We start from the raw sequence: 14,384 nt of genomic DNA on the forward strand, positions 1-14,384 counted from the left end.
GCCTAAAAGATATAATTTTTTCCATTATGATTAATGAAGATTTTAATAGACCATTTATGTTTAGAAAAATAGAAAAAATATTGTGTAAAGTATCAGGTAAACCTTATACACAAGGTATTATGCAAGTTTCATCGCCAATTCCATTATCTGATGAGGAAAGTATAAAATTAGCAATCCATAAAATTTTTGAAGATGCATATAACTACTTTCTTGAAGAAACTGATTATCTGCAAGAGTCTCCCTTAGTGATTTATATTGGTAGAAACTATAATCCATGTGATGACTATATAAGTGCAGTTGAAGATATATATAACATTATTAAAAATGAAAAATCTGGTGAACTACAGATTTTTATTAATGACCACACATTAATAGGTTTAGACTCATCGTTTAATCTTGAATAATTTTTCCTCAACCCAACCCTCTCCTTGTAAGAGAGGGTTAGGGTGAGGTATTTTTCAATTCAGCACATCTCCGCCATAAATCCTCCAAAACCACATCCGTACAACCTAATGCATCATGATTCCAATATCGCACAACTTTCAAACCCAAAGCTTCTAAAAACTTAGTTCGTTCAGCGTCATATTCTTTTCCATCATTAGTCCCGTGCTGACTACCATCTAACTCAATGACCAAACCTAAATCATGACAGTAAAAATCTACAATATATGGTGCAATCACATGCTGACGGCGAAATTTAAGATTCATAAATCGTTTAGCACGAAGCAATTGCCACATCAGATTTTCGGCATCTGTCGCATTACTCCGCATGGTTTTGGCGAATTCTAATAATTGTGGGTCTAATTTCATTTTTTATTTTCCATTTTAATTACCCTCACCCCAGCCCTCTCCCTGAGGGAGAGGGAGTAGCATCTAATTTCATGAAAACCAATATTTTAGTGGGTGTTCCCTCTCCTTTTAGGAGAGGGTTAGGGAGAGGTGCTTTTTAAGGCTTACAAACCCCCATGCCCCAACAACATCTCCACCCCACTCACCTTTTTCATATGCTTTAAACGCTCCTTTTCCCATTTCAACTGCTGCTTTAACTCAGCACAATCCACATCAATCGTTTTTATACACATCACTAATATGTAGATGTTCTGCTTTTACTTTCTTTGCTAAATGAAAAGAATCTAAAATCTCATCAATTTGACTTTCAAGCTGCTGACTCTGTGCATCCAAAGCCAGTTTATAAAACTTCATTTGCTCTGCTGATAACTCTTTATTTCCTACACCCTTATTCTTTTCAAGCTGTAATTGAAGTTTCAACAAATAAAATAAATCCTGCTGTCCATACGCCTGACTCGCTTGCTGAAACAATTCGGTTTTTTCTGCTTTTTTAGATTCATCTTGCTCACGGTCAGGATGAATCATCGCAGCAATTTTTAAATACACCGTTTTAAGTGACTGTGCTGCCAGTTGCTCGGCTTGTTCACGTTTTTGTTGCTGTCGTAACTGCTTGGCTTTCTCTCGTGCCTGTTGTTGTTCTGCCGCATACTGCTCAAAGTCATCTTCTTGTACACTCGTTTGTTCTGCATGTTGTTCGATACTCTGCTCAGATGAAGCTTGATACTCAAACTTTTTTGACTGTGATTTTTTAGGCTTTTTAACAGATTGTTGTACGTGTTGCTGATAAAAGGCATCGATCTGCTTCACAAGAGTGAGTTGTTCTTCATTCAACAGTTGTGAGCGTTTCAAAATACAGGCAAGTTGTGCGATTTTTTCATCGAGTTGTTGTAAGTCATTTTTGGAAAATGTATGCGATTGCAACAAGTGCCAAAGTTGCTCTAATTGTAGAAACAATACCTCGTGTAGTTCACGATACACTGGCATGAGCTTCTGTCGGGTATGTTGTTGAATCTCGGCTTGCGCATTCTGCCATGTGGCAAGGCTGATTTTTTGCTGTTCTATTTGATCAATCAGACGATTCAGCTTCTTCTGCTGTGCAGATGGTTCAGACCCTTGTTTAAAACTGACGTCGAGATCAAAGGACATGTTCATCTACCTGAAAAAGAAGAATTGAATAATAAGACAAATAAGTAATTAACTCTTTATAAGTATAGAAAAATATCCTTATGTTTAAGCATGAAGAGTATCTTGTCACTTGATTTATAGTTCAAGATACCCACCAAATCATTATTGGCAGGGTCACAGCCGCACATAAAGTTTGAAAGCTAATCACCGCAGCCATCAATTGACTATCCCCACCCAAGACCTTCGTTAAAATATAAGCAGCGGATGCCGTTGGCAAAGCAAAAAACACCACTAAAATTTGAGTTTGTAAGCTTGGCAAACCTAACCATGTACAGACCACAAATGCCAAAGCTGGTACCGCTAAAAGTCGAGCAAATGTATCCGCAACTAACACCACAATATCTTTTTTCATCTGCATAAACTGTAAAGCCGCGCCAACACATAACAAACCCAGTGGCAAACTTGATGCTGAAAACAGCTTGATCAAACCAGAAAGACCATCCCAAATCGGAATATTTAAAACGTTAACCACTCCACCCACAATACAAGAAACAATCAACGGATTCTTGAGTAACGCAATTAAAACAGGTTTAACCGCCATCTGCTCTTTAGAGGTTAAAGCCAGCACTGAAATCACATTGACCAACGGAATACACAGCGCCAGTAAAATCACCAAAATCGCCATTCCTTCTTTTTGGAATAAAGAAGCAACCAACGCTAAACCAATGTAAGTATTGAAACGAACCAAACTTTGGACATGTACACCAAAACGAGCAGGCTGAATATTCCAAAACATTCGCAATACATACATAGAAGCCGTCACGAGCAGCGCGACAAAGAACATAGCGAATATCGCTGTACTCAGACTTTGAAAGTCCACCTTTGTGGTCGATAAGGTATTGAATAATAAAGCAGGAAATAAAATATAGTAATTTAGCTTTTCTGCACCTGCCCAAAAATCTTGACTCAGGAAATGATATTTTTTAAATAGATATCCTGATGCAATCAATGCCACCAAAGGAAATAGGGCCAGAATAATACTATTCATTACTTTACTCAGCTTTTAATGTTGCAGTGCTTGGATATTTCAAAAATCAACTTATTGGTATTGATTAAAGATGATTTACAGTTTGTTTTAAACCCGTTATTACACTTAAGTACGATATGAACTTTATAAATTAGAAGCATCTAGCTCTGTCACACCATCATGCATGCTCATTTTCCAGTTAATATCAAATAATGGCTTAAGGTTCTACCCAAAAGCCAAAATGCACTACTTTTCATCAAAAATAAAATATTACCTCTAAATTGGTGCGTTTTTTGCATATCTCAGTGCATCAAAATGAGCTTTTTATAGATCGCTCTAGTTTTTAGATGAATTAAATCCATTTTGGTGCAAAAAATGATCGTTTTATTTGCACCAAAATTGGGTTTAGCACTTATATCGAGCATGTTATGCAAAACGTAGATATCTTTTTTCTATTACTTGGTGCTGTACTCGTCCTCTCTATGCACGCTGGATTTGCTTTCCTCGAACTAGGAACAGTACGCCATAAGAACCAAGTCAATGCACTTAGTAAAATCCTCACCGACTTCTGTATCTCTGCAATTGCCTACTTCTTTGTCGGCTACTGGATTGCTTATGGTCAAAATTTCCTCGTGACTGGCGAATTACTATCTGCCAATCATGGCTATGACCTCATGCGTTGCTTCTTCTTACTCACCTTTGCCGCAGCGATTCCTGCGATTGTTTCAGGTGGTATCGCAGAACGCGCGAAGATGCGCTCTCAGGCATTAGCCACTTTATTATTAGTCGCACTGATCTACCCATTTTTTGAAGGTATGATTTGGAATGGTAATTATGGTGTACAAACATGGTTGGAAAATCAGTTTGGTGCTCCGTTCCATGACTTTGCTGGCTCAGTCGTCGTCCATGCGATGGGGGGCTGGATCGCACTTGCAGCAGTCTTGTTGTTGGGTGCACGAAATGGTCGCTATAAAGATGGACGCGTAAGTGCTCATCCACCATCATCTATTCCCTTTCTGGCTTTGGGTTCATGGATTTTGATCGTGGGTTGGTTTGGCTTTAATGTAATGAGCGCGCAACGTGTTGAGGCCATCTCAGGACTCGTCGCCATTAACTCACTCATGGCTATGGCGGGTGGTACATTAGCAGCCAACTTCATGGGTAAAAATGACCCAGGTTTCTTACATAATGGCCCGTTGGCAGGACTTGTGGCAATCTGTGCAGGCTCCGATATTGTGCATCCAATTGGTGCATTAGTGATTGGTGCAAGTGCAGGTGCGATTTTTGTGTACTTCTTCACTTATACTCAAAATAAACTCAAAGTCGATGATGTACTTGGTGTTTGGCCTTTACATGGTATTTGCGGTGCATTCGGCGCCATCGTTGCAGGTATTTTTGGCCAACAAGCACTTGGCGGTTTGGGTGGTGTATCTTTTATTTCACAATTAATCGGCACAGGATTGGGCATTAGTGTGGCTTTAATCGGTGGTTTCATCGTCTATGGTCTATTGAAGCTCACTATAGGTATTCGCTTATCTCAAGAAGAAGAATTCCGTGGTGCCGACCTATCTGTTCATAAAATTTCAGCGAACTCAGAGCAATCAATGTTCTAATTTTTCAATTATTTAAAGCGGCGATCTAGCCGCTTTTTTTTCGACGATGATACGGATTTAAAGAATTACAGATCAATCACGGCGTTTATTTTAAACTTTGACGACATATAACATCTAGAACGAAACCTAGTTCTAATGTCATCTATGGTTTTACATCCTAAAATTTACGCTGAAATTTATCCTCGCCAAAAATACAAGTTGTGGCATGTATTATGCTTTCTTTTTCCTGCAATTTTTACTGTAATTCGTTCGTTATTAAATTGCGTGATTGATCCATAGTTACGTTTAACAAAACCGTAAAAAATATCGCTTGAGCAACCGTATTGAAGTCTATTAATATGAAAACTAATGTATTTTTATACATGAAAAAAGATATTATTTTTCATAAAAACTGACCGCTCAATAGTAACAATTACGAATGCGTCCATAACGATACAAAAGGAGTTTTGTACATGACACCTAAACGCACCATGACCTCTTTGCTTTGCGCAAGCGCTTTAATGTTCGGCCTAAGTGCCTGTAGTGATAATAAAGCTCCAGCCGCAGGTGATAAAGCAACTGAAGGTGATGTCTCTACCTCAGGTACCTTAAATAAAATCAAAAGCTCTGGCACGATCGTGCTAGGTTATCGCGATTCTTCTATTCCATTTTCTTACATTGCTGGCAATCCAAATCAGCCTGAAGGATATGCCCATGATCTACAACTGAAAGTGGTTGAGGCTGTTAAGCAAAAACTAAATATGCCTGACCTGAAAATCCGTTATAACCTCGTCACCAGCCAAAACCGTATTCCCCTCGTATCAAACGGTACCGTAGATCTGGAATGTGGTTCCACCACCAATAATAAAGAACGCCAACAACAAGTTGATTTCTCAGTGGGTTTCTTTGAAGTTGGTTCACGACTGTTAACAGCCAAAGATTCTGGAATTAAAGATTTTGCCGACCTCAAAGGCAAAAAACTAGTAACCACCGCAGGTACGACTTCAGAACGTTACATCCGTCAGCATCAACAAGAATTAGGTATTGGTGAAATCATTTCTGCCAAAGACCACGCTGAATCATTCCTGATGTTACAAAATGGTCGTGCGGTTGCGTTCATGATGGATGACATTTTACTTGCGGGTGAAAAATCAAAAGCCAAAGATCCGAATAAATGGGACATTGTGGGCACTGCACCTATCCAAGAAATTTATGGCTGTATGTTGCGCAAAGGTGATACCGGATTTAAACAAGTGGTTGATGATGCTATTAAAGCCACCTACGCTTCAGGTGAAATTAACCAAATGTACGAGAAATGGTTCCAACAACCAATTCCACCTAAAAATATTAACCTGAACTTTGCTATGTCTGATCAACTTAAAGCGTTAATCAGCAATCCGCATGATCGGGATCAATAACCCAATCACTTATATCGAAAATATTATTGCGGAACCGGGGAACAATGGATGTTCTCCCGCTTCTTCTCAGGAGTTATTATGACTTATAGCTGGAACTGGGGAGTTTTGTGGCAATCAACGGGTGTGGGTGATACCACTTACCTAAACTGGGTTGTAACGGGTCTAGGATGGCTGGTGGTTATTGCTGTGGTAGCGTGGACGATTGCCATGCTTCTCGGCAGTATCCTTGGCATTATGCGTACACTTCCAAATAAAACAGCCAGAGCCATAGGCACCGCCTACGTCACGCTGTTTAGGAATGTACCTTTACTTATTCAGTTATTTATCTGGTTTTATGTGGTTCCAAACTTTCTCCCTGCACCAATTAAAAACTGGTGGATGAGTGATCTCGGTGCCAATACCACCGCATTGATTTCTGCCAGTATCGGACTCGGACTATTTACCGCTGCACGTGTTTGTGAACAAGTAAGAACGGGCATTGAAGCCTTACCCCAAGGTCAAATCAATGCAGGCTATGCAATGGGCTTTTCTACGGCACAACTGTATCGCTATGTGATTCTGCCACAGTCTTTCCGTACAATTTTACCCCCATTGAGTTCAGAGTTAACGAACTGTGTAAAAAACACCTCTGTAGCTTCCCTTGTCGGGGTTGCGGAAATTATTTCACAGATGAAAACCATCAGTGAATACACGCAAAATACCATCGAAATTTACACCATTGTCACCATCATTTTTATCGTCATCAACATCTGCTTGATTTCTGCAATGAACCTACTGGAAAAACGTCTGCGTATTCCTGGTCTAATTTCAGGAGGTAAGTAGTATGGAATGGCTAACTTCTTTTCTGAATGATTTACAACAATCTGGCCCTGCCCTTTGGCACGGTTTCAGCATCACCATAAAAGTGGTCGTGATTGCCACAATTGGCGGTATTTTTATTGGTACGCTGCTTGCGCTAATGCGTTTATCTTCAATTAAAGTCTTGAACCTAATCGCACAAGCTTATGTGAACCTCTTTCGCTCCATTCCACTACTGCTGGTACTGATGTGGTTTTATTTTGCGGTACCGTTTATTTACACCTCGATCACAGGTAAATATCTGACCATTGATACTGCTTTAGTCTCTAGTATCGTGGCATTCATGTTATTTGAAGCTGCTTATTTTTCTGAAATTGTGCGTGCTGGTATCCAATCGATTCCAAAAGGTCAGGTTGCCGCAGCGGCCGCTCTCGGCATGAGTTATGGTCAGTCCATGCGTCTGATAATCTTGCCTCAGGCATTTCGAAAAATGACCCCGCTATTACTTCAACAAACTATTATTCTATTTCAGGATTCCACCATGGTATATGCCATTGGTTTGCTGGATTTTTTCAGAACAAACTATGTCCGTGGGGATCTAATGGGCTTACTTACCCAATATATTTTATTTGCAGGGTTGGTGTACTTTACCGTTAGTGCCATCGCAACATTTGCAGTGAAACGTTTACAAAGGAGGTTACGTGTATGAGTGACAATAAAGTAATGATAGACCTCCAAAATGTCAGTAAGTGGTATGAAAAGTTTCAGGTACTGACCGACTGTTCTACTCAAATCCGTCAAGGTGAAGTGGTTGTCGTTTGCGGTCCATCAGGTTCAGGAAAATCGACATTGATTAAAACTGTAAATGGTCTTGAGCCATTTCAACAGGGTAAAATTTTTGTAGATGGTGTACCGATTCATGATTCCAAAACCGATATGACCAAATTACGCAGTCGAGTCGGAATGGTGTTTCAACACTTTGAATTATTTCCTCACCTCAGTATTACCGAAAATCTAACCATTGCTCAGATTAAAGTGTTAGGTCGTTCAGAAGCAGAAGCGAACAAGAAAGGTTTGGCTTATCTCGACCGCGTTGGACTAAGTGCACAATCCAATAAATACCCTGCACAGCTTTCAGGTGGACAACAACAACGTGTTGCAATTGCCCGTGCGTTGAGTATGGATCCGATTGCGATGTTGTTTGATGAACCTACATCTGCACTTGACCCTGAAATGATCAATGAAGTGCTTGACGTGATGGTTGGACTTGCCAAGGAAGGGATGACGATGATGTGTGTTACCCATGAAATGGGTTTTGCTCGTCAGGTCGCAAATCGTATTATTTTCATGGATCAAGGAAAAATTGTTGAGGATTGTTCCAAAGATGAGTTCTTTGGTACACCACGCGGCGAGCGTGCTCAGCAGTTTCTGGATAAAATTTTACATTAAGTTCATCGCAAGCATAAAGCAGCCGACTCGGTTGCTTTATGCTAAAATATAAGCCATTAATTTTCTTTTCGCCATCACACATCGCTATATTTCAATTCCGTAATTAAGCCACAATATGATAAAGTGAGTCCTCATTGAAATGAGTATGATGACTTAGGAATAAATAGCTGCACATGGATGACTTTCAAAAATTCTTAGATGCCACAGTTACAACTCAACAAGATTCAATCCAAGCATATGAATTAAGCACGGGTAAAGTATGGTTAAAGAAAGCATCTGAACGTCATGGCTTATGGTTATACACACCCCTGAAATGGCTCGCCAAAATTTTCAATTTAGGCGCAATCATGCCTGTTCCAAATCAAGGTGGTAGCAAAGCAATCCAGTGTGAATTTAACCGCATTAATCAACTCAAACAACTTGGTATTTCTACGCCGAATGTACTTGCTATCTCAGAAAAAGGAATTCTACTAGAAGATCTCAGCATACAACGTCAAAGTAAAGTAAAACAACTTGATCAAGCTCTCGCAGGCCGTAAAAAAAAGCCTAGTGTACAACTTTCGTTATTTGAACAAGCAATACAAGAAATCCAGAACATCCATTTTAATGAAGGTTATTTAAGTGAAGCTTTTGCGCGTAATATTTTAATTGATGAGCAGAACCACTTTAGTTTTATTGATTTTGAGACAGATCCTGGAGATGTGCTTAGTCTACATGACTGTTTTGTTCGCGACTGGCTATTATTTATATTTTCAACTGCCTATCATTTTGAATTTGAACAATTAAATGATGCCAGCCACACACTTTATCGAGTATTATTGGCTGAACCACAAGTCTATAAAGACATTTGTAAAGTTGGAAAACGCCTAAACTGGATATCTCATTTAAACATCAAAAAAGTCGGTAATGATGGAAAACGTATCCAAAAATGTGTTTTATTTTTACGCTATTTAAAAGAACAATCAGAAGTAAATATCAGCATTTAATTTATGTTTTATAGAACTGATACTAAGTATGTCGTTCAAGGGTTTTGGGAAGTCGAACAGTCACGGATAATCCACCCAAATCTTTACTTTGAGCCAAGGTTAAACTTCCCCCCAAACGTTGCGTAGCTTTATCAACAATGGACAATCCCAAGCCACTACCCACTTCCAAATGATGATGGACACGATAAAAACGTTTCAGAACCTCATCATACTTTTCAGGATCGATACCTGTACCACTGTCTTCAATTTGAATACAGGCAAAATCTTTATCGTCGCTATATACAGAAATATTGATAATACCTTGATTGGGGGTGTATTTAATCGCGTTATCAATCAGATTAAATATAATCGAATGTACTGTGGATTCAAGGCTTTGCATCTCCACGATATCATTGCGTTCAAATCCTAGATCAATTTCTTTTTGCATCGACAAACTAACCAGTTGCTCGATACAGTCCAATACAACATCATTTAAACGAAATTGGCTATGCGGCTCCACCAACATTAGGCCAACATCCTGCTTTGCTAAGGCCAATAATTGAGTGACCAAATGCTGAATACGGGCCAACCCCTTGCTTAAATTTTGTAAGGACTGTTGTTCTGGTAATTGGCTCATCAGAATTTTCGTCTGCAAATTTAATGCAGTCACAGGAGTTCTGAGTTCGTGTGCTGCATCTGCAATAAATTGTTTTTGTTCAGCTTGAGCATGCTGAATACGCGCAAATAGATGATTCATTTCTTCAATGGTCGGTATCAACTCTTGAGGATACTCACCGCTATCAATCGGAGCTAAGCCATCTGAATCACGCTGTGTTAGCTCTTCTTTGAAATCATCCAAAGGTTTTAAACTTAAACTAATAATAAATGCGAGAATGATGATGGCAAATGGCAAAAGCAACACATAGGGAATAAACATACTCCCAGCCAATTCCCATGCAAAATTCTTACGCACACTTTCTTGCTGACTGACTTGGATTTGATAGTCTTGCAAAGGGATCGCATATACTCGCCATTTACCTTGAGGGGTTTCTTGGCTATAAAAACCTGCTTGTTGTACCGGCGGAATAAGCAAATGGGTATGATGTGATAAATGACTACGATCTTTATATGCCCAAATATCAACCAGCAAATCTTCCTCATGATAACTTCGATGCAGTTCTACTTTACTGGCGATCGTGGTCATCGGCTGCGTGACAGATCGTTCCGCCATATACTGCATTTGCGTATCTAGAATCTCATCAACTTCATACAATGCAATTTTATAAGCAGTAAATACCAGCAGACATCCAAGCAAAAGACTGAAAAGTGAAGTCCCCCAGATCAGTCGTTTTTTCAGTGAAAATTGCTTAGATATCTTTAGCATTATTAAGGTTGCCCTAGTCGATAGCCTAATCCACGAATTGTCCGAATAAAGTCTTTACCCAACTTTGCACGTAAATGATGAACATACACTTCGATTGTATTACTGGTGACTTCACTATCAAAATCATACAACTTATCTTCTAGATTTGCCTTTGAAAAAATCTTATTAGGATGTGTCACCATCGGAATCAGAATCGCCCATTCTCTGTTCGAGAGTTCGATTTGCTCCCCTTTAAACGTCGCTAAATGCTGTTCCACATCGAGAATAAGATCACCACTTTTAAGAAGTTGGGTATTACCTTTATTCTGATTCATGACAGTATTGCCACGGCGCAATAAAGCATGGATACGAGCCAGCAACTCATCAAACTCATAGGGCTTAATCAGATAATCGTCTGCACCTTGATTAAGACCATCGACGCGATTCTGTAGTTGATCACGCGCTGAAATAATCAACACGGGCATTGCCGTGCGTTGACGAATTTGTTTAAGGATTTGCATACCATCCATCAAAGGTAAACCCAAATCCAGCAACACCAAATCAAAAGCTTGCTTTCCGAGCAAAGCCAAACCATCTACACCATTATTGACCCATTCAACATCAAACTGATGGAATTGCAATAAGGTTATAGTTGACTCTGCAATCATAAAGTCATCTTCGATCATCAAGATCTTGGTCATAAGCTCATCTCACCTTATGGATGGGTACATGCTGTTAGCATATTGTTGTTTGAGTCAATCACTTTGGTTTTCACATCCAATAAACTCAGCATGGTTGGAAATAAGTTATCTTGACTCAGTTTTTTATCCTGTTGTTGTAACAAACAGTGCACTTGTTTTTCTGCCTGTTGCTGCCATGATTTAGAAAACCACATCAACATCGGAATATGGGTTTGTTGTGTTGGTGCGATTGCATAGGGCGCGCCATGTAAATACATACCATGTTCACCAGTGGACTCACCATGATCTGATAAATACCACATTGCACTTCGATATTGCGTTGTATTTTTTAATGTTTCTATTAATGCATCCAATATATGATCTGTATAGAGCACCGTATTGTCATAACTATTGATCAATTGATCATGATCACAACCTTGAATCGCATTGGTATCACACGTTGGTTTAAACTGACTGAATACTCTCGGTACACGTTCATAATACGCAGGGCCATGACTGCCAATTTGATGTAACACAACCAAGCGTGGACGCGTATCTTGTGCTGGAATTTTTTCTAGATAAACCTTTAAACTATCGACTAAAATTCCATCAAGACATTCATCATTCTTACACCATTTTTGTTGAAGCGTATCTGGTATTTTAAACTGTTCAACACGGTCACAGGTTCCTTTACAACCTGAATTATTATCAATCCACGTCACTTGATAACCCGCTCGCTTAGCGATATCCAATAACCCCTCACGATGACTGGCGAGTTGCTCATCATAATCCACTCTAGGCATGCCTGAAAACATACATGGCAAAGATACAGCCGTTGCTGTACCACAAGAGCTCACTTGGGAAAAATTGATGATCTCTTGCTGAGCAAGTTTGGGATTGGTATTTCTTGCATAACCATCTAAAGCGAAACTTTCAGCACGCGCTGTTTCACCAACCACTAACACCATTAATTTAGGTAAATTTTCTGTATTTTGATCGTGAATCTCTGCATCCAAACCATAACCAAGCAAAGGTAGATTTTGCTGTGGTGCTTTCTTTTTATAATAAGAAGCAGATGCTGCAAGCATATTTTGTGGCGATAGCATACGTTTTAAATCTCGATGCTCACGAAAAATTGCAGCAAAATCAACATAAAAAATAAATAGTGTCCCAGCTACAAGCAACAAAGCCAGTCCTGAAGCCATAACTTTCTTTAAAATTTGACCCGTGATCGGTTCAGATTTAATTGGAATCAAAAGCATTGCGGTGATAGGAAAAATAATCATTCCTAGGACCCATAACAACAAACTCCATGACCATGTATCTCGAGCTTCTGCAAAATTAGTTTGCATGATATTTTGAATTTGGTCGGCAGTGATCAACACCCCTAAACTTGTTACCATATAAGAAGCCAACCCACCGATTACGATTAAAATCATCGCAATCAGTTTTGCATTCCACTTCCAACTCACCCACTGCAAGATAAAGTTATATACGGCGATCACGACCATAACAGAGGCGGCAACAAATAAATTCGCCTTTATCCCTGTATAGGGTGTGAGTGATCGAAGTCTTTCATAAAAGCTAATATTAAGGAATAATCCCAACCAAACTGCCAATAAAAGGTTAAAAGTCAGTAGAGAAATGGCTTTGATCTTGAGTTTTTGCAGCAGCATGAAAGTCACACTCTACCAATCAATTTTGGAGTGTTGAAACCTTACTGAAACAAACTTAAAAATGACTTAAAGATAAAAGACTCTAATTTGCTATAGAACCTCTGAAGAGTTTTATCAATAAAAAATCGAGGCTTAACCTCGATTTTTTATCCTTGCGTATAGGGATGTGTTAGAAGCTGTATTTCGCCATCAAACCAACACGATTATCTTTAAAAGACTTACCTTCAAATGTTTCACGCTTACCATTGATATATTCAACCCCTAAATCAATTGGTTTCGCAGGCGTATAAATAAAGTTGATCCAAGCTTGTTGTACTTTCTCATTGGCTGTGACATTGGCTTTGGCATAGTCAGTACCATCATCAGCAAAATGAGCACCGTATGCTAATGTTGAACGCAAGTTAGGTAAGATTTTATAAGTTCCACCGACTTGTACAGCGATGACTTCATTTTGCTCTATATCATCATTTACTACGGTATAAGCTGTGTTGCTGCCATAAAGATAACTGCTATCACCCACTACATAAGAGGCATCAGCAAAAAGCTTCAATGGGTCAGCAACTTTAAAGTCAGTTCCTAGAGCAATACCCCAACCAGTTTTATCGTCGCCAGCCTTTTCTGATTTATAATTTTCAACTAAAGCACGTGCTGAAGCAGAACCTTTACCTTCTGCATAAGCTTGTGTCACTTTAGCTGTCAACACAGGTAATCTATATTTAATTTTATCATCAGTTGCTGAGCTATCACCTTCTTCTGCTGAAACGAACAACTGTGTGGTTGGACCCAATTTGTAGTTATAACGGACTTGCGGAAGACGCTTTGTACCACCACCAATGTTGGTAGAGAAGTCTATCATTTCAGGCGCATGGCTCGATAGAAAGTTTGATGTGGTTTGGCCAAAGAGCCAGTTATCATAAGTTAAGTATGCATGACGAATACGTAATGCCTCATTGGTGCCCGCGAAGTCCACCTCAACTCTCCCTCCTACCTTGGCATCACCGACTGGCGTGGTAAAATCTAAACCAAGACGTGTTGTTTTAGCTGTGGCCCGTAATTTATCTTTCGCCTCACCTGTTGACTTACTTACAGCATTAAAATCATCATCTGCACCTTCGATAATGTAGTTGGCATCTCCTCGAACAAAACCATACAGATTTACGTCAGCTCCCGCTTTCGACTTTAAAGATGCTAATGGAGAAACAGGCGTGGTTACTTGAGGCTGGGTCTTAACTTCCGCTAATTGTACCTGCTGCTGCTGTTGTACCTGTCGTTGTTCTTGGACTAAAGCTTTTAATGCTTCAACTTCCTGACGAAGCTTTTGAATTTCTTCCTTATCGGAAGCTGCCGCATGTGCTCCGCTCATCATCAAAGCCGTGACCGTTAGCGCTAAACCTTTAATTACAAATGATTTACTATTTAGTGATAATTGCATCGAAAACTGG

At 39.5% G+C, this 14,384-nt stretch carries 13 protein-coding genes and 1 pseudogene; 7 read left to right on the forward strand and 7 right to left on the reverse strand.

The features are described from left to right. The coding region (locus tag HMPREF0023_RS07055) for a hypothetical protein (protein ID WP_008941608.1) at positions 1–404 on the forward strand (404 nt) is incomplete at its 5' end. A 37-nt stretch (positions 405–441) separates the two neighbouring features. On the opposite strand, the gene HMPREF0023_RS07060 is transcribed toward HMPREF0023_RS07055, so the two are convergent. The 3 genes and pseudogenes from HMPREF0023_RS07060 to HMPREF0023_RS07070 all read right to left on the reverse strand — a co-directional run bounded on the left by HMPREF0023_RS07060 (position 442) and on the right by HMPREF0023_RS07070 (position 3,022). Continuing rightward, positions 442–810 carry an endonuclease domain-containing protein gene (locus HMPREF0023_RS07060; RefSeq protein WP_008941609.1) on the reverse strand — a complete coding sequence of 123 codons (369 nt, stop codon included), beginning with the start codon at positions 808–810 and terminating at the stop codon, positions 442–444. 143 nt (positions 811–953) lie between these two features. Next, a pseudogene (locus HMPREF0023_RS07065) lies at positions 954–1,995 on the reverse strand (molecular chaperone DnaJ). A 121-nt stretch (positions 1,996–2,116) separates the two neighbouring features. Further along, a complete protein-coding gene (locus HMPREF0023_RS07070) occupies positions 2,117–3,022 on the reverse strand; it encodes an AEC family transporter (protein ID WP_008941612.1) in 906 nt (301 codons plus the stop codon). A gap of 407 nt (positions 3,023–3,429) precedes the next feature. Here HMPREF0023_RS07070 and HMPREF0023_RS07075 point away from each other — a divergent pair, with 407 nt between their 5' ends. The 6 genes from HMPREF0023_RS07075 (at position 3,430) to HMPREF0023_RS07100 (ending at position 9,244) form a co-directional block, all read left to right on the forward strand. Continuing rightward, positions 3,430–4,614, forward strand: a complete 1,185-nt coding sequence (locus tag HMPREF0023_RS07075; RefSeq protein ID WP_005089390.1) for an ammonium transporter — start codon at positions 3,430–3,432, stop codon at positions 4,612–4,614. 452 nt (positions 4,615–5,066) lie between these two features. Further along, the gene (locus tag HMPREF0023_RS07080; protein WP_005083077.1) at positions 5,067–6,011 is read left to right on the forward strand and encodes a transporter substrate-binding domain-containing protein; all 945 of its coding nucleotides are present in this window, start codon (positions 5,067–5,069) and stop codon (positions 6,009–6,011) included. 78 nt (positions 6,012–6,089) lie between these two features. Further along, on the forward strand, positions 6,090–6,833 hold the full coding sequence (locus tag HMPREF0023_RS07085) for an amino acid ABC transporter permease (RefSeq protein WP_004640464.1): 744 nt from the start codon (positions 6,090–6,092) through the stop codon (positions 6,831–6,833). A 1-nt stretch (position 6,834) separates the two neighbouring features. Continuing rightward, positions 6,835–7,518, forward strand: coding sequence for an ABC transporter permease subunit (locus HMPREF0023_RS07090; protein WP_004640466.1), 684 nt, complete (start codon positions 6,835–6,837; stop codon positions 7,516–7,518). A 14-nt stretch (positions 7,519–7,532) separates the two neighbouring features. Beyond that, positions 7,533–8,258 carry an amino acid ABC transporter ATP-binding protein gene (locus HMPREF0023_RS07095; protein WP_171057918.1) on the forward strand — a complete coding sequence of 242 codons (726 nt, stop codon included), beginning with the start codon at positions 7,533–7,535 and terminating at the stop codon, positions 8,256–8,258. A gap of 173 nt (positions 8,259–8,431) precedes the next feature. Beyond that, complete coding sequence (locus HMPREF0023_RS07100) at positions 8,432–9,244, forward strand: hypothetical protein (RefSeq protein WP_008941617.1); 813 nt, start codon at positions 8,432–8,434, stop codon at positions 9,242–9,244. Between the two features lie 22 nt (positions 9,245–9,266). On the opposite strand, the gene HMPREF0023_RS07105 is transcribed toward HMPREF0023_RS07100, so the two are convergent. From HMPREF0023_RS07105 to HMPREF0023_RS07120, 4 genes are all read right to left on the reverse strand, one after another. After that, a complete protein-coding gene (locus tag HMPREF0023_RS07105) occupies positions 9,267–10,607 on the reverse strand; it encodes a sensor histidine kinase (protein ID WP_008941618.1) in 1,341 nt (446 codons plus the stop codon). A gap of 2 nt (positions 10,608–10,609) precedes the next feature. Next, a complete protein-coding gene (locus HMPREF0023_RS07110) occupies positions 10,610–11,287 on the reverse strand; it encodes a DNA-binding response regulator PmrA (RefSeq protein WP_005083080.1) in 678 nt (225 codons plus the stop codon). 14 nt (positions 11,288–11,301) lie between these two features. Next, a complete protein-coding gene (locus HMPREF0023_RS07115; RefSeq protein WP_008941619.1) occupies positions 11,302–12,942 on the reverse strand; it encodes a phosphoethanolamine transferase in 1,641 nt (546 codons plus the stop codon). Between the two features lie 169 nt (positions 12,943–13,111). Then, positions 13,112–14,374 (reverse strand): DcaP family trimeric outer membrane transporter, encoded by a 1,263-nt coding sequence (locus HMPREF0023_RS07120; RefSeq protein ID WP_005083085.1) that lies wholly within the window; start codon positions 14,372–14,374, stop codon positions 13,112–13,114. Positions 14,375–14,384: the final 10 nt, after the last annotated feature.

It is taken from the genome of Acinetobacter sp. ATCC 27244 (assembly GCF_000156555.1).
Lineage (GTDB): Bacteria > Pseudomonadota > Gammaproteobacteria > Pseudomonadales > Moraxellaceae > Acinetobacter > Acinetobacter haemolyticus.

What these genes read in the sequence shown, in the direction of transcription:
- HMPREF0023_RS07105 (WP_008941618.1), bottom strand. Translation starts at nt 10,607, where the DNA reads ATGCTAAAGATATCTAAGCAATTTTCACTGAAAAAACGACTGATCTGG.
- HMPREF0023_RS07115 (WP_008941619.1), bottom strand. Translation starts at nt 12,942, where the DNA reads ATGCTGCTGCAAAAACTCAAGATCAAAGCCATTTCTCTACTGACTTTT.
- HMPREF0023_RS07120 (WP_005083085.1), bottom strand. Translation starts at nt 14,374, where the DNA reads ATGCAATTATCACTAAATAGTAAATCATTTGTAATTAAAGGTTTAGCG.
- HMPREF0023_RS07070 (WP_008941612.1), bottom strand. Translation starts at nt 3,022, where the DNA reads ATGAATAGTATTATTCTGGCCCTATTTCCTTTGGTGGCATTGATTGCA.
- HMPREF0023_RS07085 (WP_004640464.1), top strand. Translation starts at nt 6,090, where the DNA reads ATGACTTATAGCTGGAACTGGGGAGTTTTGTGGCAATCAACGGGTGTG.
- HMPREF0023_RS07060 (WP_008941609.1), bottom strand. Translation starts at nt 810, where the DNA reads ATGAAATTAGACCCACAATTATTAGAATTCGCCAAAACCATGCGGAGT.
- HMPREF0023_RS07110 (WP_005083080.1), bottom strand. Translation starts at nt 11,287, where the DNA reads ATGACCAAGATCTTGATGATCGAAGATGACTTTATGATTGCAGAGTCA.
- HMPREF0023_RS07095 (WP_171057918.1), top strand. Translation starts at nt 7,533, where the DNA reads ATGATAGACCTCCAAAATGTCAGTAAGTGGTATGAAAAGTTTCAGGTA.
- HMPREF0023_RS07080 (WP_005083077.1), top strand. Translation starts at nt 5,067, where the DNA reads ATGACACCTAAACGCACCATGACCTCTTTGCTTTGCGCAAGCGCTTTA.
- HMPREF0023_RS07090 (WP_004640466.1), top strand. Translation starts at nt 6,835, where the DNA reads ATGGAATGGCTAACTTCTTTTCTGAATGATTTACAACAATCTGGCCCT.
- HMPREF0023_RS07075 (WP_005089390.1), top strand. Translation starts at nt 3,430, where the DNA reads ATGCAAAACGTAGATATCTTTTTTCTATTACTTGGTGCTGTACTCGTC.
- HMPREF0023_RS07100 (WP_008941617.1), top strand. Translation starts at nt 8,432, where the DNA reads ATGGATGACTTTCAAAAATTCTTAGATGCCACAGTTACAACTCAACAA.